The organism is Chloroflexota bacterium, assembly GCA_016235055.1.
Lineage (GTDB): Bacteria > Chloroflexota > Anaerolineae > JACRMK01 > JACRMK01 > JACRMK01.
Window position 1 is genome coordinate 1 of record JACRMK010000015.1, and the last position, 24174, is coordinate 24174.

Annotated in this window: 16 protein-coding genes and 1 riboswitch; of the genes, 5 read left to right on the plus strand and 11 right to left on the minus strand. The window is 64.6% G+C overall.

Going from position 1 to position 24174, the window contains the following annotated elements:
- Positions 1-600: 600 nt before the first annotated feature.
- Positions 601-1137: a serine hydrolase family protein gene (locus HZB53_03735; GenBank protein MBI5876739.1), complete on the plus strand. Its 537-nt coding sequence runs from the start codon at positions 601-603 to the stop codon at positions 1135-1137.
- 27 nt (positions 1138-1164) lie between these two features.
- Positions 1165-1563: a TIGR03618 family F420-dependent PPOX class oxidoreductase gene (locus tag HZB53_03740; GenBank protein MBI5876740.1), complete on the plus strand. Its 399-nt coding sequence runs from the start codon at positions 1165-1167 to the stop codon at positions 1561-1563.
- Between the two features lie 451 nt (positions 1564-2014).
- Here the strand turns inward: HZB53_03740 and HZB53_03745 are convergent, their stop codons facing one another.
- Both HZB53_03745 and HZB53_03750 read right to left on the minus strand, forming a co-directional pair.
- Positions 2015-4777: a diguanylate cyclase gene (locus tag HZB53_03745; protein MBI5876741.1), complete on the minus strand. Its 2763-nt coding sequence runs from the start codon at positions 4775-4777 to the stop codon at positions 2015-2017.
- Positions 4778-5354: 577 nt separating this feature from the next.
- Entirely contained in the window at positions 5355-6833 is a 1479-nt protein-coding gene (locus HZB53_03750) for a S8 family serine peptidase (GenBank protein MBI5876742.1), read from the minus strand.
- A gap of 184 nt (positions 6834-7017) precedes the next feature.
- A riboswitch (cyclic di-GMP riboswitch) is annotated at positions 7018-7097 on the minus strand.
- An 870-nt stretch (positions 7098-7967) separates the two neighbouring features.
- On the opposite strand from HZB53_03750, the gene mgtA reads away from it, so the two are divergent.
- Positions 7968-10607 carry a magnesium-translocating P-type ATPase gene (mgtA, locus tag HZB53_03755; GenBank protein MBI5876743.1) on the plus strand — a complete coding sequence of 880 codons (2640 nt, stop codon included), beginning with the start codon at positions 7968-7970 and terminating at the stop codon, positions 10605-10607.
- Between the two features lie 158 nt (positions 10608-10765).
- Positions 10766-12550, plus strand: coding sequence for a CSLREA domain-containing protein (locus HZB53_03760; protein MBI5876744.1), 1785 nt, complete (start codon positions 10766-10768; stop codon positions 12548-12550).
- Here HZB53_03760 and HZB53_03765 read toward each other — a convergent pair.
- The 4 genes from HZB53_03765 to HZB53_03780 form a co-directional block, all read right to left on the minus strand.
- Positions 12547-13134, minus strand: a complete 588-nt coding sequence (locus HZB53_03765) for a class I SAM-dependent methyltransferase (GenBank protein ID MBI5876745.1) — start codon at positions 13132-13134, stop codon at positions 12547-12549. The two genes, HZB53_03760 and HZB53_03765, sit on opposite strands and share 4 nt — an antisense overlap.
- Positions 13135-13211: 77 nt before the next feature.
- On the minus strand, positions 13212-13997 hold the full coding sequence (locus tag HZB53_03770; GenBank protein ID MBI5876746.1) for an ABC-2 family transporter protein: 786 nt from the start codon (positions 13995-13997) through the stop codon (positions 13212-13214).
- A gap of 191 nt (positions 13998-14188) precedes the next feature.
- The gene (locus tag HZB53_03775) at positions 14189-14974 is read right to left on the minus strand and encodes an ABC-2 family transporter protein (GenBank protein ID MBI5876747.1); all 786 of its coding nucleotides are present in this window, start codon (positions 14972-14974) and stop codon (positions 14189-14191) included.
- Positions 14964-16091, minus strand: a complete 1128-nt coding sequence (locus HZB53_03780; protein ID MBI5876748.1) for an ATP-binding cassette domain-containing protein — start codon at positions 16089-16091, stop codon at positions 14964-14966. The genes HZB53_03775 and HZB53_03780 overlap by 11 nt, the downstream gene beginning before the upstream one ends.
- A gap of 29 nt (positions 16092-16120) precedes the next feature.
- On the opposite strand from HZB53_03780, the gene HZB53_03785 reads away from it, so the two are divergent.
- The gene (locus tag HZB53_03785; protein MBI5876749.1) at positions 16121-17686 is read left to right on the plus strand and encodes a L,D-transpeptidase family protein; all 1566 of its coding nucleotides are present in this window, start codon (positions 16121-16123) and stop codon (positions 17684-17686) included.
- A 198-nt stretch (positions 17687-17884) separates the two neighbouring features.
- On the opposite strand, the gene glpK is transcribed toward HZB53_03785, so the two are convergent.
- From glpK to HZB53_03810, 5 genes are all read right to left on the minus strand, one after another.
- Positions 17885-19360, minus strand: a complete 1476-nt coding sequence (gene glpK, locus HZB53_03790; protein MBI5876750.1) for a glycerol kinase GlpK — start codon at positions 19358-19360, stop codon at positions 17885-17887.
- Positions 19361-19364: 4 nt separating this feature from the next.
- Positions 19365-20186, minus strand: coding sequence for a M55 family metallopeptidase (locus HZB53_03795; protein ID MBI5876751.1), 822 nt, complete (start codon positions 20184-20186; stop codon positions 19365-19367).
- A gap of 92 nt (positions 20187-20278) precedes the next feature.
- A complete protein-coding gene (locus tag HZB53_03800) occupies positions 20279-21550 on the minus strand; it encodes an NAD(P)/FAD-dependent oxidoreductase (GenBank protein ID MBI5876752.1) in 1272 nt (423 codons plus the stop codon).
- A gap of 8 nt (positions 21551-21558) precedes the next feature.
- The gene (locus HZB53_03805; protein MBI5876753.1) at positions 21559-23019 is read right to left on the minus strand and encodes an NAD(P)/FAD-dependent oxidoreductase; all 1461 of its coding nucleotides are present in this window, start codon (positions 23017-23019) and stop codon (positions 21559-21561) included.
- 168 nt (positions 23020-23187) lie between these two features.
- Positions 23188-23904 (minus strand): GntR family transcriptional regulator, encoded by a 717-nt coding sequence (locus HZB53_03810; GenBank protein ID MBI5876754.1) that lies wholly within the window; start codon positions 23902-23904, stop codon positions 23188-23190.
- Between the last annotated feature and the right edge of the window lie 270 nt (positions 23905-24174).

A 24174-nucleotide genomic window follows, 5' to 3' on the forward strand; every position in this document is an offset into this window, starting at 1 on the left:
GGACCAGCAATTCTCATTTTGGAGTCTGGCCACCAAGCTGCCCCCGACCCCCTCCCAACGAAGTTGGGAGGGGGTCGGGGGGAGGGCAGCATTACTTACTCGTCGAATCGGTTTGCGTGATAAACACCTGAGCACCAGCGCATGACAAGCCGCCATTGGAAAGTACCCGTCCAATGCCAAATTGAGAATTGCTGGCGATGGACGGGGATATATCAATGGTAACTGCTCACGGCCTGTCGGAATGATCGGAGCATGACCCGGGATTCCAGCCTTTTTGCACCATCTCGCGAAACGCCCGAAAGCCGTCATGTCATTTCGAAGCCGCGTAGCGGCTGAGAAATCCAGCCCGAACGGCTTGGAAAGACTTCTCGGTCGCTACGCGACCTCGAAATGACATCGCCGCACCGCAGTGATGGTGAAGCACATGCGCCCGTGAGCAGTTACTATCAATGAATTGTCGGCATGATGGCGGTGGCGCACTGCGGGTCGACACGCAGTGCGGCCCCTACGGGCGTGGGCGCGGAGACCACGCTTTACTGTTTGACGACCGCAGGGCCGCCGCAGTACAATGGGCCATTCCATCGCAGCGGGAGACATGCTATGACCACCGTATTGATCCTGCCGGGCTGGGACAATTCCGGCCCGGAGCACTGGCAGAGTCTGTGGGAAGCGGCGCACCCGGAATACCGCCGCGTGCAGCAGCGCGACTGGACGACGCCGCAGCGCGCCGACTGGGTCGAGACGCTCGGCCGCGCGGTGAGCGCGCACAACGATGACGTGGTGCTCGTGGCGCACAGCCTCGGCTGCATCCTGACGGCGCACTGGGCGTCCGAACACGGCCGGCCGATTCGCGGTGCGCTATTGGTTGCGCCCGGCGATCTGGATCGCAGCGGCGGGCATGACGCGCCGGGCTGGTCAGCGAGCTGGAGGCCGGTGCCGCTGGCGCGCTTCCCGTTCCCGAGCATCGTAGTCGGCAGTATGAACGACCCGTACTGCACGGCTGAACGGTCGGCGTTCTTCGCGGCGTCGTGGGGCAGCCGGCTCGTCAATATCGGCGCGCACGGGCATATCAACGTCGCGGCCGGATTCGGTTTGTGGCCGCAAGGCGAGTCGCTGTTGCAGGAATTGATCCGGTAGGCAACATCGAAAAGGGGAGGACAACCGATGGATGACAAGGTTCGAGAGTTTCTGATGAAGCATCACGCCGCCATCATGGCGACGATTCGCAAAGACGGCCAGCCGCACGTCGCGCGCGTGACGGTGGCGCTGGTGGATGGCAAGCTCTGGAGTTCGAGCACGCAGACGCGCCTGCGCACGCAGTTCCTGCGTCGCGACCCACGCGCCACGCTCTGTGTGCTGGACGAGGGCAATGCGGGGCGCTGGCTGGGTCTCGAGACGAAGGTGCGCATCCTCGATGGGCCGGACGCGGCCCGGCAGAACCTCGCCCTGCGGCGCGTCATCGCCGGCGACCCGCCCGACGTCGAGCAGTACCTGCGCGAGAAGATTGCGGAGCAGCGCTTGATCTACGAGTTCGAGATCGTGCACGCGTACGGGCAGTATTAGCGCCGAAGGCTGTGAGCGCGGCGCCGGCGGCGTCTACTGAGCGTGTCGTCCCCCGCAAGAACCACGGGCCGTCCCATTGGGACGGCCCGTGTATGGTCGCCGCGCCGGTTGCGGTATTGCAGCAGTTCTCATTTTGGAGTCGGCTGCCAATATGCCCCCTCATCCCCTGCCCCTTCTCCCCCGCGCGCGCGGGGGAGAAGGGGAAAAGCTGACGGGGAGGTGCGCGGCGGCGCAGCCGCCGCGCACCTCCCCTAAGAATCTCGCCCCCTCCCAACTTCGTTGGGAGGGGGTCGGGGGGAGGGTAGCGCCATTTTTTCGGCGGGCCAGCTTGCGTGACAAGCGCCTGAGAGCCAGCGCATCGCAAGCGGCATTGGAAAGTACCCGTACAAAGCCAAATTGAGAATTGCTGGCGGTATTGCCGTGGCCTTGACTTCTAGCCCGTCACATGATCCTACGCAGGCTCGGGCTGCGCGCGCATCATATCGCTGGCGATATTGACGATGATTTGCTCGGGATGCGCTTCGACGACTCTCAGGAAGGTGTCGACGACCTGCGGGTCAAAATGTCCGCCGCGGCAGCGCCGCAACTCGGCCAGTATCTCTTCCGCCGACATGGCGCGGTGATAAGGACGGTCGGAAGCCATCGCTTCAACGGCATCGCACAGGACGAGGATGCGCGCTTCGAGCGGAATCTGCTGGCCGCGCAAGCCGTCCGGGTAGCCGTTGCCATCCCACCGCTCGTGGTGGGCGCGCACGAACGGCGAGAGTAGCCGCAGGCTGGCCGAGGTATCCAGCAGGTCGGCGCCAATGGCGGCGTGGGTCTTGATGACCGTATACTCCTCGCTGGTGAGCCGGCCCGGTTTCTGAAGGATTTGCTCGGATATGGCCAGTTTGCCGATATCGTGCAGGAACGCCGCCTCGCGCAGCCGTTCGAGCCGTTCGGCCTCCAGACCCATCGTGGAGCCGACCGCGAGCGCATAGTCGGCGACCTTCCCGGCATGGCCGGCCACGTACGGATCCCGCGCATCAATGATCTTGCTGAGCGTGACGAACAACTCGCTGTTGAGCGTGCGAATGGCCGCGCTGGCGCTCTTCACTTCGTGGTTGGCGCGCGATAGCTCGGCGTTCATGCGCTTCAGCTCGCGGATGCTCGCGCTGGTCCGGTCGACATATTGTTTCTGGGTGTAGCGCAAGAGGAACAGCGGCAACGCAAAGGCGACGATGCTCAGAGGTCCGAACCAGCCCCAGAACAAGAACAAGATCACGCCGAGCGCGCCCAATACACCGTAGTGAGGCAACAGCCAGCGGTGGCGTTCCAGCCAGATGGTGCGGCTCGGCTGACCGGTTGTCAACCCCATGACGGCGGCGATCAGGCCCGTTTCGACCAGGAAGTAGCCGATCGCCGCAAAGATGCAGACGGTCATCAGCAGGAACAGGTTGTCGGCCTGGTTGGTCTCGTTCAAGAGCAGCATCGCCAGCGCCGGCAGCGCCCCGGCGAGGACGTGCACCGCCCAGTTGAAGGGCGCCTTGTACAGCGCGGTGCGCAACACGAAGCGACCTTCACGCGCCAGGGCGATGCGGTCGCCTATGGCGATGGCGGCGCTGACCAGCGCGACCGCCGGCAGGCCGCCCAGCAGAGCGGCCGCGAAGTTGGCGACAAATGACACGGAGATGGCGGCGTCGCCGTACAGATCGATATGGGAGACCTCGGTCGCCAGCGCCAGCAGCGCCAGCAGCCCAACGACGATCACATCGACGGGCGCATGCAGTGCGAATCCAAGCAGGCTGAGCGCGGCGGCTACCGTGATCACGCCGGCAACAAACAGCCCGAAGGGGGCCTGGGACGGTATGACGTTCCGCGCGGGAACGGACGCACTAGACGGTGCGGCGTCGCCGGATGGAAGTGGTGCGGAGGGCGCCGGTGCGCCGGCCGCCGGCGGCTGCGCCATGGCGGGCACCGGACGCGGGTTGAAGCGCACGAAACTGTGCGCTCGCTCCGCCTGCCCCGGGAACTGCAACTGGAGCGAATGCGGCACATCCGCTCCAAAGACGACGCAGTTGCGACCCTGGAGCTTGGCCTGATAGACGGCGATATCGGCTTCATGAATCAGCGAAATCGCGTTCTGTCCATCGGCGGGGAAGTTCGCGGCGCCGATGCTGAGCGTCACATGGATCGGATCGACACTGGTGGGAATCTGGAAGTTCGCCTCTTCGACCGCCCTGCGCAGGCGGTCGGCCAGCGCTTTGGCGCCCGGCTCGGTCGTTTCGGGCAGCACGATGGCGAACTCCTCGCCGCCGAAACGCCCCGCCAGGTCGCACTGTCTGGCCGTCTGGCGAATGATCTTGCCGATGTCGGCCAGCACCGCATCGCCGGCCAGATGGCCGTAGGTGTTGTTCACATTGCGCAGCAAATCCAGGTCGGCCATCAGGATGGTCAGTGGGCGGCCATAACGTTGTGATTTGTCCAGCTCTTCGGTGAACGCCTTCATGAAATACTTGGCGTTGAACAGACCCGTCTTGGAGTCGATCGATGCTTCTTTCTGTAGCTCCGGTACCTGCAGGGCGCGATAGAGTAATGGCAGAATGCCGAGCGCCGCCGCGATCAACCAGGGATCGGTGGCCCAGACCGACGAGAGCATGAACCCCAGGGTCAACAGCAGCAGGTCGCCGGCCAGGTTCCAGCCTTCTAGCACCCCGGACGCGCGCAGCGAGAGTCCGCGGGCGAACCAGATCGCCCCACCGATCAGCAGATGGTTAAAGACGACGTACGCGATGGCGGCCAGGGCAAATGGCGCCAGCATCGACTGCCAGCCGCTGACGGCCAGCGCGGCGCGCAGCAGCAGGAAGCCCTCGCGCGCGGCGAGGGCGGAGATGAGGTGCGCCGCAATATTGAAGGGCTGGATGTACCAGTTGCGCAGTTCGTTGGCGTTGGTCAGGCGCTCCTTGATCCATTCGACGAGGTAGGCGATGATGATCGTGAGCGCCAGCAGGTTGACGGGCAGGACGACCAGCGAGATTGCGATGAAGATGAGTGTGGCGTAATAGGTTTGGCGACCGGCGACGACCTTGAACATTTGGGCCGCGGTCGTCATGGTGACGAGCGCAACAAACGGCATGAGGTCCGCCCCGTTGACGGGCGTCCCGAAGCTGGGCCATACCAGAGCGCTCCCGGCGACCATCACCGCGAACACATAGAACCACGCGCTGCGCTTCACGGCATATCGTCCTTATGCAATCCGAAGTTGAAGGCCTCACGGGATCGGTTGCCGGCCGTCAGGTGGTCCTCGCTCGGCGGAGGCCAACGCCTCATAAGGCGCTCCGAGGAGGATTATGCCAGTTCAGCGGGCTTCGATCAAATAGGCTCGCAGGGAAAATGGGCGGGGCGTGCCGCTCAGCCGTCGCCGCTCGCCGTGCCGCATTGCGCGACCCTGCCGTGCGTGGCCCCGGGCAGGATGTATGCGCCGCCATACGCCGCGGACGATTCGCAGCGTTGGCTTTCAGGCGCGTCACAAGGAGGAGCACGGTCCAACACGACCAGGTCGTTCGGCTTCAGAGCGTCGAATCCATATGCGTGATCACCGGACCGCACCGCCGCACGAACGGAGGCGCCCCGCATGGCCGTTCCCACGGGAACGGGGTTGCGGGGCGCGTTTGTGTCGTGGATCAGGGCGGACATCAGCCAGTGGTGCGGGCCGGCGTTTGGACGGATAGTACCGCGATACACCGGTTTGGCTTCAGCGCCTGATCCTGCTTTCGTCCGATAGGGTCACTGTCTGTGTGCGCCGCAAATGCCTAGTTACCCCAGTAGTCACTGCCCCAGTTCACCGAGCCCCAGTTGACGCTGCCCCAGTTCACCGAGCCCCAGTTGACGCTGCCCCAGTTCACCGAACCCCAGTTGACGCTGCCCCAGGTCACAGGATTCGAACCGGTCCACAGTAGTTTGCTGGCACGCATGCCGGTGTTCGCCGTCTGCGAACTCGAGCCGGCTACGGCGTCATGGACATTGAGGTACGGCGCGCCGTTGCCCTGCGCGAACGGCCGCGCGGAGCTGCGCAGGCGATGCTTGACCTGGTCCGGATTCAGGTTGGGGTTCGCCTGCAAGACCAGAGCGGCAGCGGCGCTCACCATCGGCGCGGCCATCGATGTGCCTGACATGCGGAAGTAGTAGCGCGAGACGACGTTGGCGGGGTGTCCCGTGCCAAGCGTTGTCGAGTCCGTGAGCATCGAACTGACGATGTTGCGGCCCGGCGCGACCAGATCGGGCTTGCTGAAGCCATCGCTTGTCGTGCCATATGCCGAAAATGACGCCAGCGCGTCGTCACCGGTGGAGGCGGTGCCTTTGTCGTCCACGGCGCCGACCGTGATCACGAACGGGTCGTTGGCGGGCGGATACAGGCCGTTGCTGCCCGTGTTGCCGGCCGACACCACGACGACGATGCCATTGAACCAGAGGACTTCGACGGCCGCGTCGAGGGCGCTGACATCGTACGACTCGATGACATTGCTGTTCATCGACAGGTTGACAACGCGGATGCCGGTGCTGGCGCGGTTGTCGTTGATCCACTGCAACCCGTTCACGACATCCGAGGTCGCCGCCTGGCCCTGACTGTTGGCGACCTTGACGTTCACCAGTTTGGCTTTGGGCGCGATACCGATATACTGGCCCGAGTTGCTGGAACCGTTTCCGGCGATGATGCCAGCCACATGCGTGCCGTGGCCGTTCTCATCGCCGGTCGTTGACACGGTACTGTTGAATTCGATGCTGTATTTGATGCGGTTGGTGCTATCGCCGGGGTTGCTGAGGCTGGAGCGCAGATCATAGACACTGGCGATGCCACTATCCACGACGGCGACCGTCACGGAGCTGCCCTGATAGCCGTCGCTCCAGGTTTCGTCCGCATCGATGGCGCGGATGTAGGCGTTCACCAGGCGGCCGGTGACGACCGAGCCATCCGGGCCGCCTGCTTCGATCATGGCGCTGTCGAGGCTGACCCAGCGCACACCGTCGGTGCGCGCCAGCGTGATGGCCGCGCTGGCCGGTAACGCGGCGGCGAACGCGTTGATGATGTGCAGGTCTTTGGTGATGGCGCCGCCCAGTCGCGTCACCGCCTCCTCGACGGGCTGGGCCGCCGCCGTCTTCTGCACGATGACGCTCACCAACTGCGCCGGCGCCCGCGCGGCCAGCACGCGCAGTTCCGGCTGGGCGCGCAAAAAGACCTGCGCCGGGGCCGCGCCCGCGGCCAGCAGGCCCAGTACGAGGGCGAGCGCCATGACGCGTCCCACGCGGCTCGCGCGCCGGGTCCAGTTAATGCTTCGCAAACAACAAGTCACCATGTGAGCCCCTTGTGTGATATCTGGGGCAGCGGCCGCCACAAACGAAAAACCCGACTGCTCGTCGGGTTCCGGTCTGTGGCTGGGCTGCCATCTGCGATGTACTGCGGGCAACTCACAGTCATTCGGTAACCCGGCCATCCCACAGCGTGGGACCCGATGGTTTTGCGTCCTCGCCTTGCGGCGAGTTTGCCTTTATCGCGACTGTTTTCTATACGCAATCTATACGGTTGTAGAACCATTATATCAGCATCACATGCGAAAGTCTATTAAGATTCGCATTACGCAGCAGTTCTCAATTTGGCTTTGGCCGGTACTTTCCAATGCCGGCTTGTCATGCGTTGGCGCTCAGACGCTTAGCGCGCAAGCCGATTCGGCGAGTACGTCGTGTTGCCCTCCTTCCGACTCCCTCCCAAGAAGTTGGGAGGGGGTGCGATTCGATGGGGATTGGCGCGGCGGCGTAGCCGCCGCGCCAATCCCCATTCATTTCTCCCCTGCTCCCCCGCGCGCGGGGGAGCAGGGGCCAGGGGATAAGGGGGCAACCTGATGGACAGACTCCAAAATGAGAATTGCTGCGCATTGCGCACGGTCATTCAAGGGTCATAGTGCATCGCCATAATCCGACGAGCCGTACGCTGAGCGGCACACGACGCCGTCGAAGCGTGCGTGCATTTCCATGCCCTTCGACGGCGTTTTGTGCCGCTCTGGGCACGATCGCCAAGTTTGTCAAAGGAACTGAAAGCACCGGGCCGATCTGCCTAACCCACGTTTGCTCCCTGGTGTACGGGCGGCTCGAAAACAGCCTGCGTTAAGCCCAATGCCAAAGCACGACCGGGCAACGCCGAGTTCTGGCTCTTCGCATGTGCGAGACTGACAGGCGTTGGGTATCATTTTATCCTGCGAAGTGCTCTAGCTCGGCCAATCCGTGATACCGGCATACTACGTTCCACCATGACGAGCGTCTGAGTTCCGACCGTGTCCCGGCCTACTCCGCCGTGATACGCTGCTTGCCGTTCAGCCCGTGCCGCCCCATAATGAAGTTTGGCAACAAGCGGTTATGGATTGAGGTGCGACATGGGGCTTATCGGCCGTTTCCTTGCGGACGCAACGCGTCTGGCCGCGGCGGCACGCACGACCGGCAATGACATGCGTGTCTCTCAGGTCTTGGTAGAGAGCGCGCGGGCAACCGCGGGTGCCGTGCTGGAGAAACTGCATACGACGGCCTCCGGCTTGACCTCCGCCGAAGCGCTGTTACGGCAAAAGCAGTACGGCGCGAACGAGGTGGCGCGCGAGAAGTACCCCGGCCTGCTGGAGCGCCTTTGGACTAATGTCAAGAACCCATTGGTTATCTTGCTGGCGGTGCTGGCGCTGGTCTCCTACCTGACCGGCGATGTGCGCTCGACGGTTGTCATCAGCCTGATGGTCGTGCTGGGCATTGTGCTGCGCTACGTTCAGGAAATGCGCGCGGACCATGCTGCGGAGCGCCTGCAGGCGATGGTGAAGACGACGACCACGGTCCTGCGCGATGGCGACCGGCGCGAACTGCCGCTCCAGGAGCTCGTGCCGGGCGATATCGTCATGCTGTCGGCGGGCGACATGGTTCCGGCTGACGCGCGACTGCTGACGGCCAAAGACCTGTTTCTTAACCAGGCAGCGCTCACCGGCGAGTCGATGCCGGTGGAGAAGACGGCGGCCGCCGCGCCGCCGGAGATTCAGAATCCGCTGGAGATGCCGGACATCTGCTTTCTCGGCTCGGACGTCGAGAGCGGTTCGGCTACGGCGGTCGTCGTGCACACCGGGCACGACACCTATTTCGGTTCCCTGGCGGCGAGTATCGTCGGGGAGCGCCAGCTCACCAGTTTCGACAAGGGCGTCAACGGCTTCACCTGGCTGATGATCGGTTTCATTGCAGTGATGACGCCCACGGTGTTCATCCTCAACGGGCTGAGCAAGGGCAACTGGATCGAAGCGTTCCTGTTTGGCCTGGCCGTGGCCGTGGGACTCACGCCCGAAATGCTGCCGATGATCGTGACGATGAACCTGTCCAAGGGCGCCATCGAAATGGCGCGTCACAAGGTAATCGTCAAACGTTTGAACGCCATTCAGAACTTCGGCGCCATGGACATGCTGTGCACGGACAAGACCGGGACGATTACGCAGGGCCGGATTATCCTGGAGAAGCATCTCGACGCCTCGGGGCAGGAGAGCGACGAAATGCTGGAGTACGGCTACCTCAACAGTTATTACCAGACCGGCCTCAAGAACCTGATGGACGTGGCCGTGCTCGACCACACGCATCTTGAGGAGCAAGTTGTATTCCGGCGCCAATTCCGCAAAGTGGACGAGATACCGTTCGACTTCAAGCGCAAGCGTATGTCGGTGGTCGTCGCGGGCGACGATGGCGTGCCCCTGTTGATCTGCAAGGGCGCGGTGGAAGAGGTGCTCGATATCTGCAACCGGGTGGAGGTGCGCGGCCAGGTGTTGCCGCGGCTGCCGGAGCACGACCAGCACCGCCGCACGCTGGTCGACCGCCTGAACATGGAAGGGTTTCGGGTGATCGCGCTGGCGTACAAAATGGCGTCCGCCGTCGAAACGGGCCACGCTTTCACTGTGAGCGACGAAAACGACATGGTGCTGAAAGGCTTTCTGGCGTTTCTTGATCCGCCAAAAGACTCGGTACTCGATGCGCTGGCGCAGCTCAAGCAGTATAACGTCGGCGTCCGCATTTTGACCGGCGACAACGAGTTGGTGACGCGCACGATCTGCCGCCAGGTCGGGCTGATCGTCGACCAGGTCATGCTCGGCCCGGCCATTGAAGCGTTGAATGACGCACAACTGGCGGCGGCCATCGAGGGGACGACGATTTTCGCCAAGCTGTCACCGGCGCACAAAGAGCGCATCATTCACGCGTTGCAGGCGAACGGGCACGTCGTCGGCTTCCTGGGCGACGGCATCAACGACGCACCGGCGCTCAAAGCGGCGGACGTGGGCATCTCGGTCGATTCGGCGGTGGACATGGCCAAAGAATCGTCCGACATCATTCTGCTGGAGACCAGCCTGCTCGTGCTGGTACAGGGCGTGATCGAAGGACGCCGGGTCTTCGGCAATATCACCAAGTACATCCGGATGGCGGCCAGTTCGAACTTTGGCAACATGTTCAGCGTGGTCGGTGCAAGCATCTTTTTGCCGTTCCTGCCGATGCTGCCGATTCAGGTCTTGCTGAACAATCTGCTGTACGATTTTTCGCAGACGTCGATCCCGACGGACTCGGTCGACGCCGAATGGTTGGCCCGGCCGCGCAAATGGGCGCTGGGCGAGCTCCGCCGGTTCATCGTCCTGATCGGCCCCATCAGTTCGATCTTCGACTACCTGACGTTCGGCATCATGTTGTGGGTGTTCGACGCGTGGAGCCGCCCGGAGTTGTTTCACACCGGCTGGTTTGTCGAATCGCTATTCACGCAGACGTTGATCATTCACGTCATCCGCACCAACAAGATTCCGTTCTTACAGAGTCGCGCGAGCGGCGTGCTGATGACCACGTCGCTGGTCATCGTGGCGATCGGCGCATGGCTCACCGTCTCGCCGTTTGCCGACCCGCTAGGGTTCGTCGTGCTGCCGCCGCTCTACTGGCTGCTGCTGGCGGTGATGCTGTTGGCCTATGTCGTGTTGACGCAGTGGGCGAAGGGGTATTTCATACGCCGGTACGGGGAGTGAGTGCGCCGCTGAGCCCCGGCGCGAACTCGCGTGGTTTTGCAGGTGCATTGACGAACGGGGATCCGATCGTCTGCGTGGCCGACGATTTGCCGTAAGCCCCTCTCAGTTGTATTCTGTAGCGCAAGCACGAGGCGCGTTCAGAGTCCTGGGAGGGGCATATGATCAAGGCGCTGTCCGTTTTGGTTGTAACGTGTGTGTTCGTGTTCGTGCTATTTGCCGCGTTGAGCCATGCATCCGGGGGGGCGTCCGCGTTGCTCGCTGCGCCGGCTGATGCACGTTTCGTCGTCAATAGCGCGCTCGACACGGTCGACGCCAGCCCCGGTGACGGCCAGTGCCTGGATGCGTCCAACCAGTGCACGCTGCGCGCCGCCGTGATGGAAGCGAACGCGCAGGCCGTGGCGTCGTTCAGCAGCCGGTTCACCATCACCCTGCCATCCACCCTCACGCTTGTTTTTCCACTGTATATCAACGGCGTGGGCGAGGAAGCCTCCGCAAGCGGCGACCTCGACATCAAATCGAACTTGACCATCGAAGGACGCCCCGGCGTGGCGACGATCGACGGCTCGCTGCTGAATGACCGTGTTCTCGACATTTTCAGTGTGTACACGGTCCGTCTGGCCAATATCGTCGTCCGCCATGGCGTGTCGTCGGCGGTCGGGGCCGGCATCAGCAATGGCGGCGCATTGGTGCTGGACAACGTATCCGTGCTGTCCAATACGTCGGCCTCTCGCGTGGCCTTGGGCGGCGGCATCTACAATTCGGGTCGGATCGAGATGTTGAACAGTGTCGTGCGAGGCAACCTCGCCAGCGGCGCCAGCCCGACGACGACAGTGGCCGGGCGCGGCGCGGGCATTTACAACCTGGGCCACCTGACGATGACGTCCAGTAGTGTGCTGAGCAACAGCCTGGTCGTCAGCGGCACCGGCGGCGATGGCTCCGGCGCGGGCATCTACAATATAAACGTCGATCTGGTGATGAGCGCGAGCGTCATTGCCGGCAACGTCATTACCGCCAATGGCGGCACGACCGGCTATGGCGCAGGACTGTACAACTACCAGTCGGCGGCTGCGCTCATTAGCAGCACCGTACGCGCTAATCGCGGCGCCGATCGGGGTGGCGGTATCTACGTCTATGCGAGCACCGTCTCGCTCGAGCGCTCCACCATCGGCTTCAACAGTTCGTTGCTATACGGGGGCGGCATTGACAACCCGAACGGCATTATCACGCTATCGCGCAGCACGGTTGCCTTTAACCAGTCGTTCAACGGCGGCGGCATTCACAACGCCTATCGCGCCCGCGTGCTGGCAAGCACCGTGTATGCCAACGAAGCGGCCAACGGCGGCGGCCTCTACAATGACGGCGTGCTGACGGTGACCAACAGCACGCTCTACGGTAACAAAGCGGACGACTTCGGCGGCGCACTGTACAACAGCCTGACGACCACGCTTAACAGCGCCACCGTGTGGTTCAACTTCGCCGATTTCGACCACAACGCGACCGGCGCGGGCGGCGGCCTGTTTAACGTCAACGTCGCGACGGCCCGCGTGGCCATGCACAATACGTTGCTGTACAACTTTGACTTCAGCGGCCATTCGCCCGATTGCGCCAACCACTATTTTTCGACCGGCTACAACATCGTGTCCGACGGCACGCAGTGCCTGATCACTATCGTGAGCGGCGTCGATTTCATCTACCCGGCCCCGCCGATCGGCTTCCTGCTGGACAACGGCGGCCCGACCTGGACGGCGGCGCTGCCCCTCGCCAGTGTGGCGGTGGATCACGCCGACCCGGCCGGCTGCCGCGATGAGCATGGCGCGTTGCTTGCTACGGATCAGCGCGGTCTGGGGCGGCACGTGGACGCCGACCTCAACGGCTCGGCACGCTGTGATGTCGGCGCGTTCGAAGTTCAGTTGCCGGTGTATTTGCCGCTGATCCGGCGCTAACGATTTCGCACCGCCACCCGGTTGATCCACGGCGCGGCGCGCGTCGCCTTCGCCTCCGGCGCGTCGTTCCAGGCCTCGACGATCGTGAAGCCGGCGTCGCGCAGGGCGTCGTCGAGTGCCTGTTCTTCCCAGAAGACGAAGTAGCGCGGCGCGGCGATGATCGGCAAGGTGAACTTCTCGCCGCTGCCGCCTTTGACGCCGATATAGAGCGCGCCGCCCATCTTCAACACACGCGCGAACTCGCGCAGGGTCGCGGGCGCATCGGCGCGCGGCACGTGTAGGAACGACGCACAAACCCACAGCCCGTCGGCGCATGCATCCGCCAGCGGCAGGCGCCGCATGTCGGCCAGCAGCAGCGGCGCGACGCCGAGCGCCTGCGCCTCGTCGAGCAGGCCGCGCGAGAGGTCCAGTGCGATGGCACGCCGTCCCCGGCGCTGCCATTCCAGCGTATGCCAGCCCGGCCCCGCACCGATATCGACGATCAGCCCGCCGGCGGGCATATGTAGCGCCATCGCCTCGAACGGGCGCGGCATCTGATGGTTGCGGTTGCGCGCCACGAACGCGGCGGCGTCCTCGTCGTACACGCGAATCGTCTCTTTGGTTGAATCAAGACCCTTCGGGTTTTCAAAACCCGAAGGGTCTGGGTTTCTATTTTCTGTCCTCATGACGATGCGCTCGCATAGAAGCGCAGGGCGAAGCGCCAGAACGCGGCGCTGGCGAAGAACAGCGCGATGGCCATGGCGATGCCGTACAGCGCGCTGCCCGCGTCGAGCCGGCTGACCAGCGCGGCGGCCGGTATCGTCGTGATGAACGCGATCGGTATGATGAACGTCAGGAACATCTGCAGCGCGCCGCGATAGACGCTGACCGGGTAGCGCGCCGCCTCATAAAAGGCGTAGATCAGCTCGCTGATGTTGTCCACGCGCACCAGCCAGAACGCCGTCGTCACCAGCATCAACCAGAGCGCGTACAGGATGACGGCTGCCGCCGCGAGCATCAGCACGAACAGCGCGACCGCGCCGGGCGAGACGCTCGCGCCCATGTGCCAGAGCGCATACACTACGATCACCAGCCCCATCACGATATCCAGCAGACGCCACAGCACCACCGTGCGCGTGCTGGCGAGGAACTGCGAGTTGACCGGCTTGGTCAGGATGAAATCCATCGTTCCGTTGCGGATGTGGTTGCCGATCTCGGAGATGTTCGGCTGCAGAAACGCCTGCATGTAGCCGTTCGCGAGTTGGAACAGGCCGACGACGATCATCGCTTCGTCGTACGACCAGCCGCCGATCTGACTCGTGTGGTTGAAGTAGACCTGCAGCCCGATCAGCGACCAGAACAGCCAGAACACGCTCATCAGCACGTTGACGACGAAGTTGGTGCGGTACTCTAATTCGGAGAGCAGCGCGTTCTTGTAGAACGTGGCGAGCAGTCGAAAGTATCTCATGGTTGGAATAAATCCGCCGCTTTGTCAACGGATAGAAAACGGATAAACGGATAGAGACCGCGTAACAGGCATCAGCCTATCTGCACGAGGATGTCGCCGTGCAGCCCGCTTATCCGTTGTCGCCCTGTTACCAAGTCACCTTGCCACCCGGTCATCTTGTCATCCGGTCATCTCTTCATCTTGTCATCCCGTCACGCTCCGACCGCGGAATACGCCTGCAGGCCCTGCCGCCAGAGCACAGCGTACAAGCCAAGGAAGAGTGCGAGCCAGGCCGCCTGGACCGTGAAGCCTAGCAGCATCTCGTCTGGCGACACGCGCCCCAGCAGGATCTCGACCGGGAACGACAGTGTATATCGGAAGGGTAGGTAGAGCGATAGTTGCGGGATCGGCGCCGGGAAGAGGGCGATCGGCGCGACGATGCCGCCGAGCAGGCTGCGGAAGGCGTATTCCAGTTCGTTGATCGAATCGGCGTGCGTGATCCAGAAGTTGAGCAGGCCGATGCAGTACGACGTCAGGAAGTTGATGCCGAACGACAGCATGAGCGCAAGCACGAAGAGCGCCAGCGACGCCGGGCTGAGGTCGTACTGTGCGCCGGCCAGCCACGCGATGATGCCGAGCGGCACGATCAGGATCGGCAGGCGGAAGATGCGGTCGCCAAGGTGCGTCGTCAGGTAGTCGTGGATTGGGTTGAGCGGCTTGAGCAGCTTCGGTGAGAGCAGTCCTTCGCGGATGCCGTACTCCAGTTCGTGGTAGACCCACGAGCCGTTCATGTGCCGTACGAAGATCGCCAGCAGGTAGTACGCGACGAAGTCGGCGGACGAATAGCCGCCGACCGGGCCGTCGGCGGCGACCGCCAGCCAGACGGCCAGGCTGATCAGCGGCGATGTGCTGATCAGCATCCAGATGATGATCTGCGCGCGGTACTCCAGGATGCCCTGCCAGTTGGCGCGCAACAGGGCCAGGTACTTACGCCGCATCGGCCTGTCCCTCGCCGGCGAAGACGCGACCGATCACTTCCTCAATCGCCGGCTCCTCGATCGTCAGGTCGGCGATCGGCAGCTCGGCCAGCATGCGCGCTGTGATAATCGATGTTTGCTCGCGCGGTACCAGCAGTTCGGCGTTCAGCCCCTCCTGGCGGCGCACCTCGCCGTATGCTGACAGGTCGTGCCCGGCGGGCAGTTCCGCGAAGTCCACGCGCACCAGCTTGTACGGCGCGATCTTCTCGGCCAGCGCGCGCAGCCCGCCGTCGTAGATCAACTTGCCCTCGTTGATGACGATCACGCGCTTGCAGAGCGCCGTCACATCGGCCATGTAGTGCGATGTCAGGATCACCGTGGCGTTCCAGCGCTGGTTGTACTGCGCGACGAACTGCCGGATGTTCGTCTGCATCGTCACGTCGAGGCCGATCGTCGGCTCGTCGAGGAAGAGCACACGCGGGCGGTGCAGGAGCGCGGCCGCGAGCTCGCACTTCATGCGCTCGCCGAGCGAGAGCTTGCGCACCTGTTTCTTTAATAATGGTTCGAGGTCAAGCAGTGCCGTCAGTTCGCCAAGCATCGCCTTGAATTGCGCGTCCGGAATCTCATAGATCGCTTGGTTGACGAGGAACGTCTCGATGGCCGGCAGATCCCACAGCAGTTGCTGCTTCTGACCCATCACGAGCGTGAACTGGCGTAGGTAGGCCGGTTTGCGGTCGTACGGCGTATAGCCCAGCACACTGACCGTGCCGCGGGTCGGATACAGCAGGCCCGACAGCACCTTGAGCGTGGTCGTCTTGCCGGCGCCGTTCGGCCCGAGGAAGCCGACGACCTCGCCCGCTTCGATGCGGAAGCTCAGGTCGTCCACCGCCTTGACGTCCTCGTACTTGCGGCTGATGAATGAGCGCAGCGAGCCGATCAGGCCGGGCTCTTTCTGGTGCGTCTGGTAGTATTTGCAGAGGTGCTGTACGTCGATGATCGGTGTGTCTGGCAATGCATGCACATCCTTCACGAGATTGTGAGAGGATTCTACCACAAGGTGTGCGTAGGGTCGGTCGCCCCGGGCGACTTGTTTGACCTTCGACTTATGGAACAAACCCGCCTGCTCCGTCGTCTCCATGGTGAGACCGATTATCGGAGGAGTGTGGTATGCAGACGAACATCAACCGGCCGCTGACGCTGCCGGAGCAGAGTGCGCACAGGGCCGCCGTCGTGCGCGTGGCGCGCCGCTCGCCGCTGGAGGGACTGGCCTGGGCGATGGCCGGGCTGGTCGCGCTGTCCGTCGGCGCGGCGCTCGTGCTGGGCGTCGCGCTGGGTGTGGCCTGGTTCAACGGCGACACGATTCTTCCGGGTGTGCGTGTCATGGGCATGCCGCTGGGTGGCATGAGTTCGGCCGAGGCCGAGGCGTGGCTGGCGACGGAATGGCGGATGCGCGGGATTGACGTATGCGCCGGCGGCGCATGCCGCCGCGTCGCGCCGGAGTCGCTCGGCTTCACGTTCGACGCGCCCGCCACGGCGGAGTTTGCTCAGCGCGCCGGGCGCGACGAACTGGACGTCGACCGCGTGCTCGCCGCGCTGCGTGGCGTGGATGTGCCGCCGGTTATCCGTTTTGACGAGGGCACGGCGGAGCGGGGGCTCAAAACGCTGTCGGTCGATTACGCGAAAGCGCCAGTCAATGCCGGTATCCGTCTCGACAACGGTGTGCTCGTCGTAACGAAGCCGGTCGTCGGCCAGTCGCTTGACGTGTCCGGAACGCTGACAGCGTTGCGCGCCAACCCGCTGTCGACGCTCGACGCCGGGCGGCTCGACCTGCGGCTGGTCGCGGTGCCGCCCGCGCTGAACGACGCGAGCGTGTTCGAGCGTGCGGCTACACAGTTGCGTATCGCGCCGGTCAACGTGCGCACGTATGACCCGATCACTAACAAGACGTACACCTGGACCGTCGGCGCGGATGTCTGGTACGGCTGGCTCTCGCTTGACCCGTCCGCGGCACCGGCCTGGCGCTTCAACGCGACTCTGGCAAGCACTTGGCTGACCACGCAGGCGTCGGCGCTGGACGGCTGGCAGTTCGTCGATGCGAAGTCCGGCAGTGCCGCGCTGGAGAACGCCATCCGGCAGAAGCAGACCGCCGTGAACCTGCGCGTCTATCACTCTGCGCGCAAGCACACGGTCAAACGTGGCGAAACGATTGCGTCGATCGCGCAGAAGTATGGCATGCCGTACCCGTACATTCAGGCGGCCAACCCGGACGCCGATGGCGTGTTGATGCCCGGCGATGTGCTCGTGATCCCGTCGCCCGACACGTTCGTGCCGCTACCGGTCGTCGAGCACAAGCGGATTATCGTGAGCATCGCGGCACAGACGATGCGTGCCTATGAGGATGGCGCGCTCAAGTGGGAGTGGGCAGTCAGCACCGGCATCGCATCAAGCCCGACGACGCCGGGGGTGTACCAAGTGCAGTCGCACCAGCGCAGCGCCTTCGCCAGCATCTGGAACCTGGACATGCCGTACTTTCTCGGCATCTACAAGCCGGTGCCGAGCTCGGACTTCATGAACGGCTTTCACGGCTTCCCGAAGCGCAACGGCACACAGGTGCTCTGGACCGGCAGTCTCGGCAAGCCGGTGACGTACGGCTGTATCCTGCTCAGCACGACGAACGCGCAACTGCTGTACGACTGGGCCGAGGACGGCGTGGTGGTGGAGATTCAGGCGTAGCGGAGAATCGTCATGCTGAACGCGAAGGAGAGGCCGGCAGAATTCTGAGCGCCGCGCGCGTGAAGCATCTGAGCCCGTGCTCACAGGATTTTTGGCGCGTGGCCGCTCACAGACTTCAGGTCCTTCGCGCGCGTGGTCCCGCATGATCGTTGGGTGTTGCGTCCGCGCTCAGGATGACAAGCTTCGCACATGGGTTGATTACTGCATGGCCGCCCGCTTCACGGCTCGTAGCCACTGCGCATACAATATCTCACGCTGCGACTCGCGCATCTGCGGCTCGTAGCGTGCGGCACAGCGCCAGGCGGCCGCGATGTCGTCGAGCGTCCACCAGCCGAGCGCCAACCCCGCTAACAGCCCCGCGCCGCGCGCGGTCGTCTCCGTGTCGGCGGCGACCTCGACCGGCACGCCGAGCATGTCGGCCTGAAACTGCATCAGGAACTCGTTGCGGGTGGCCGGGCCGTCCGCGCGCAGGGTGCCCGGCGCGGTCTGCCCGTCGGCCTGCATCGCCGCGACTACATCACGCACGCGGTAGGCGATCCCTTCCAGCGCGGCGCGCACGATATGGTACCGGCTGCTGCCGCGTGTCAGGCCGCCGATAAAGCCGCGCGCGTCGGCTTTCCAGTGCGGCGCGGCCAGCCCGGCGAATGCCGGCACCAGATAGACGCCGCCGTTGTCGGGTACCGACTGCGCCAGCGCGGCGCTCTCGTCCGGGTGCGTCATGATCCCCAGCCCGTCGACCAGCCACTGCACCGCCGCGCCGGTTGTGTAGACGCCGCCTTCGAGCGCGTAGGCGGTCCGGTCGGGCAGCGACCAGGCCAGCGTTGTGATCAGCCCCTGAGCGGAGAGGCGCGGCGTGTCCCCGATGTTCATCAGCACGAACGTGCCGGTGCCGTAGCTCGCCTTGACCATTCCCGGTTGCAGGCACGCATGTCCGAACAGCGCCGCCTGCTGATCAACCATCAACCCCATCACGGGCACCGTATCGGCATATCCCGGCAAGTCGATCTCCCCGGCGATCCCCGCGCACGGCGCGAGGACGGGCAGCATCGCGCGCGGGATATCGAATAGTGTCAGCAGTTCGTCGTCCCATTCGCGGCGGCGCAGGTCGAGCAACAGCGTGCGCGACGCGGTCGTGCGGTCGGTCAGGTGCAGGCGGCCGCCCGACAGGTTCCAGAGCAGCCAGGTGTCGGTCGTGCCAAGCACAAGCTCGCCCGCTTCAGCGCGCGCCTGCCCGTTGGGCGTGTGGTCGAGCAGCCAGCGCACCTTGCTGGCGGAGAAGTACGAATCGAGGAAGAGGCCGGTACGCGCGTGAACGCGCTCTCCCGCGCCATCCGCGGCCAGCGCCGCGCACCAATCAGCCGTGCGGCGATCCTGCCAGCCGATCGCATTCCCGAGCGGTGCGCCGCTCGTGCGGTCCCAGATGAGCACCGTCTCGCCCTGATTTGCCAGCCCGGCCGCGCCGATGCGCGTGCCGGGCGGGAGCGCGGCGAGGCAGCGCTCAATCGCTGTCTGCGTAGTGCGCAGGATGTCGGCCGGGCGCTGCTCGACCCAACCCGGCTGCGGGTAGATCTGCGTCAACTCGGCCGTGCCGGCCGCCACGATCTGCATGTCACGGCCGATGGCGACAGCCTTGGTGCGCGTCGTGCCGTGGTCGATGGCGAGAACGACATCCACGGCGCTACACGCTGACGTTGCCCATCAGCATCATCGAATAGAACGCGCGGAACACCATCATGAAATCCTCGTGACGGTATTCGAGCGTGGTGGCCGAGATGCGCGTGGCGCCGGGCAGGTACTCGGCGCGGTCGGCCTGCGATGAGCGCGCAAGCTGGAACCGCAGCGTGACCGGCTTCTGCAGTGTGTACGGCGTGTGTGGCCGCGCCAGCGCGCGCTGGGCCGCCTCGCGGATCAGTTGCTGCGCGCGCGATGGGTGCACACTGATCGCCGCCACGCGCGAGACCGCCTGCTTGACCTGCACCAGTTCGATATGGTCGCCGAAGAACTCGCGCGCCTGCGCGCACGCCGTCTGGTCGCCGGTCAGCAGGGCGACCGGCACGCCGTAGTAGCCGGCCAGTGCGCCGTTCATACCGTACTCGCCAACCTCGATGCCGTTCAGCCAGACGCCCTGCACCAACTGCGGCCCGGTGAAGGTGTGGTCGATCGAGGCGTACTGCGAGCCGGCGCGCGCATGGTAGCCGGTGAAGAAGACGGCGTCGAAGCTCCGGTCGAGACCGGCCATCATCGCCCCCATCTTGATGTTGCCGCTCAGCAGGGTCGCGGCCGGGTTCAGGTCTTCGATGATGATGTTGTTCATGCTCCAATGCGAGTCGTTGACGAGGATCTCCTGCGCGCCGGCGGCGAGCGCGCCGTCGATCGCCGCGTTCACCTCGGCGGTCATCAGCCGGCGCATGCGCGACCATTCCGGCGTCAGCGGCTCGGTCTCGGCGCCCGCGGTCACGCCGGCCACGCCTTCAATATCGGCACTGATGTAAAGTTTCATGCATGGTTCTCCTGTAAGCAAAAGATAAACGCCAAGACACAAAGACACCAAGATATGTTTTCTTTGTGCCTTTGTGTCTTGGTGTTGGATTCTTAAATGGACCAGCCGCGCGCCGAGACGACCAGTGGCTGGCTGTCCGGCGCGCCGATTCTGACGGGTACATCGACGCTGCGGTGCGGTTTGGCGACGACGGCAAAGGCGCGGCCGTGGGACTGCTTGCCAGCCGTCACCGTGAGCCGCGCGGCGCGCAGCGGATTGGACACGCGCACGGCCAGCGCCGCGTGGTCGGCGGCGCCGGCGAAGCGCCGGATGCGCTGCGGCACTACGGCGCGCACGCCCGGGCCTGCCTCGATGGTCTGCTTCGCGACGATCTCCGCCGGACCGTGCAGCAGGAAGTGCGCGACACGGGCGGCCGCGCGCTCGCCGTCCTGCACCGCATGGTCAGCGGCATCAGCCGCGTGGAGCACGTTGCCGCAGGCGAAGATGCCCGGCCACTCGGTTTCGAGGTGCTGGTCGACGATCGGCCCGCGCGTCGCGGCGTCGAGCGGCAACCCGGCGGCCTGCGCCAGCACGTTTTCCGGCTGGAACTCGCCGCAGAAGATCAGCGTGTCGCAAGCGATCGTGAACGGATCGCCGGCCGTCTGCCCATCGACGGTACGCCGCTGCACCTCGACCGCGCTGACACGGCCCGCGCCCCGCACGGTGGTCACTTCGCTGTTCAGCATCAGGGGGATGCCCTGCGCTTTGAGCGAGAACCACTCGTTGGCCAGATAGCCGAGCCGGTACGCGCGGCGTTCGATCACTGCTTTGACGCGCATCCCGGCGCGCTGCAACCCGTGCGCTGCCAGCAGGCCCATGTCGTCGGAGCCGACGATGACGGCCTCGCGGCCGGGCAGTGCGTGCATGAACGTCTGCAGTCGCTGCACAACGCCGAGGTTGTAGATGCCGGCCGGCCGGTCGCCGCCAACCAGGCGCCCGCTGCGCGTCTGTTCGCGGCAGCCGGTCGCCAGCACCAACGTGCGCGCGCGGTACGCCTGAAGGCCATCGCGGCTGACCGCCGTGACCTCGCCACTCTGCGCGAACGAGAGCACGGTGGTGCCCGTCTGGATTTGCGCCCCGGCGCGCATGGCCCGCTGTGTGAGCCGGTCGGCAAAGGCGCGGCCGCGCATCAACTGCCGGTACGTCCCGAGACCGAAGCCCGCGTGCTCGCACTGCGCCGGCAGGCCGCCGGGCTCATTCTCCCGGTCGAGCACGCGCACGCTCGTGATGCCCCATTCGCCGAGTCGAGCCGCGGCGGCGAGTCCGGCCGGCCCCGCGCCGATGATCAACACGTCCACTGCTTTGGGTTCAATCGTTGTTGACATGGTGCGCCTCAGTTGCCCTTCTGGCTGGCGACGGGCGCGAGCAGTTCGGAGCCCGGGCCGCGCTTCGTGAGCGCGTCGAGCGGCAGGTCGGTTTCGCGCGCCATGATCTGCAGGGTCGCGGCCGTGCAGTAGAAGCCCTGACAGCGGCCGGTGTTCGCCCAGGTGCGCTTCTTGATCGCGTCGAGTGAGATGATACCCAGGGGCGAGTGAAGCGCCTCGATGATCTCGCCCTCGCTGACGCTCTCGCACTGGCAGATGATGTAGCCGTATGCGGGGTTTTGCGCGACACGCTCGGCATCGAGACAGGGTCGCGGCTGGCCCGCCATCCATGCGCGTGTCGGCCGCGGCTGCATGCCTTCGGCCTTCTCGCGCAAGGTCACGCCAGCCTCGGCGAGCCGGCCACTGATCTCCCGCGCGACCGCCAGCGCGGAACTCAGCCCGGTCGAGCGGATGCCGGCCGCCAGGACGATCTGTTTCGCCGGATCCACTTCGATCAGGTAGTTGCTGGCGCCGGCCGTGCGCAGCCCGGCGTAGGTGGCGACGACCGGCTCGTCGGCCAGGCCGGGCGCCAACTGTAGCGCGCCGCTGCGCACGCGCCGCAGTCCGTCTGCCGTGACGCCGAGATCGCGCTTGTCCTCGATGTCGTCGGCGGTCGGGCCCATCAGCACGTTGCCGTTGATGGTCGGCGCGACAAGAATGCCTTTGGAGATTGGCGTCGGCACCGGCAAGAGGATATGCGGCACCTGGGCGCGCGCGCTCTTGTCGAGCACGAGGAACTCGCCCTTGCGCGGCGTGATGGTGAAGTCATCGCGGCCGGTCATGCGTGCTAGGTCATCGGACCAAAGTCCGCCGCTGATGACTAGCCAGCGTGTGCGGAACTCGTCGCCCTCGGCGCGCACGCGGTAGCCGTCGGCGTCGCGCTCGATGGCGGTCACGCGCCGGCCGAAGTGAAACTGCACGCCGTTGACGGCGGCGTGCTCCGCCAGCGCGATGACCGTGGTGAAGGTGCAGGTCAGACTCTCGCGCGGCACCCACAGGCCGCGCTGCACGGCCGGATTGGCGGCCGGCACGCGCGCGCAAACCTCGTCGCGCGTCAGCATCTGCACGTCCGTCCCGCCGTTCTTGCGCGCGGTCGCGAGCAGGCCGTCGAGCAGGCCGACCTGCTCGTCGGTGACAGCCAGCATCACCGCACCGACCGGGTCGATCGGCACGCCGAGCGCAGGGGCGGCGGCCTGCCACAACTCGCGGCCTTCGCGCACCAGGCGCGATTCGAGCGTGCCCGGCTTGGCGTCAAAGCCGGTGTGCAGGATGCCGCTGTTGGCCTTGCTGGTGCCGTCGCCGACGTCGTGATACTGCTCGACGACGCCGACGCGCAGATTGAAGCGGGCCAGCTCGCGCGCCAGCGCGCAGCCGATCACGCCGGCGCCGATGATCAGGAAATCGTAGGGGGGAGAACCGGGAGTAGTCACGGCATGGACCTTCGGCTCGAAAATTCGCTGTGCGGGTGTAGTGCGGGCGTTGCGCTACGCGGCTCGACAGCGAGGGCTGCGCGGCGCGGCCAACCGTATCCAGCATAGGCCACAATGCGGCGTGCTGTCAAGTTGGCCGCGATGTTTTCGGGGGGGGCTGCGCTCTGGCTACGCGCCGGAGGTGGCGGCATGTTTTGCCGCGTATCGCTCGTAGCTGCGTGAGACCCGGTCGTACGACACACGCAGATGGGCCTCGGTCAACTCGATCGCCAGCACCTCGTCCCGCTGCGTGATGGCGTCCAGGATGAGCTGATGTCCTTCAATGAGCCCGACGCGGAAGTCGGAGTCCACCACATTGCGCGTGAGCAGCAAGATGTGTATCTGGGGGCGCAGCGCCGACCAGACGTCGATCAAGCGGTGGTGAGCCGTGGCGCGGTAGATGGCGTCGTGGAACTGCAAGTCAAGTTCGGCGGCCTCCAGCTCGCTGATCGTGTTCGTGTTGTACGATGCCATGCGCGCGATGACCGCGCGCGTGGCGTTCAGCCGGCTGCCATCACTGATCTGGCAGGTCATCTGCACGGCCAGTCGCTCGATCGCCAGTCGCAGGCTGTAGACTTCGTCGAGATCTTGGCGCGACAGCCGCGCGACAAAGGTGCCGTAATTACGGCGCACCCGCACCAGTCCCTCGCGCTCCAGTTGCTGGATCGCGGTGCGCACCGGGCCGCGGCTGACGCGCAGCGTCTTCGCCAGCGACTCTTCGCGCAGCCGCTCGCCGGGCGAAAGCCGCCCGCTCAGGATCGCTTCGCGGATGCTGTCCGTGACTTCGTCGGCCAGCGACCGCTTATCCGGCAACGACAGGATGGCAGAGAGGTCTTGGTCAAACATTAGACTCTATTCAAAATAAGGTATCCTACTATGCATGTTGAGTTACGAGACGCTCAAAAGGAACCCTAAAGATTTTCTGACACTGACCGGGCTAACGCGTCGCGAGTTTGATGAACTCGTGGTTGTTTTGGCGTTGTGTTTGCCGAAGTCGCGCCGGCGTCGGCAGCGTCGACAGCGAGCCCCCGGTGCTGGCCGACATCCCGCACTCTCAACCGCCGCCGACAAGCTCTTGTTCATTCTGGTCTATACCAAGACGTATTCACTGCAAAC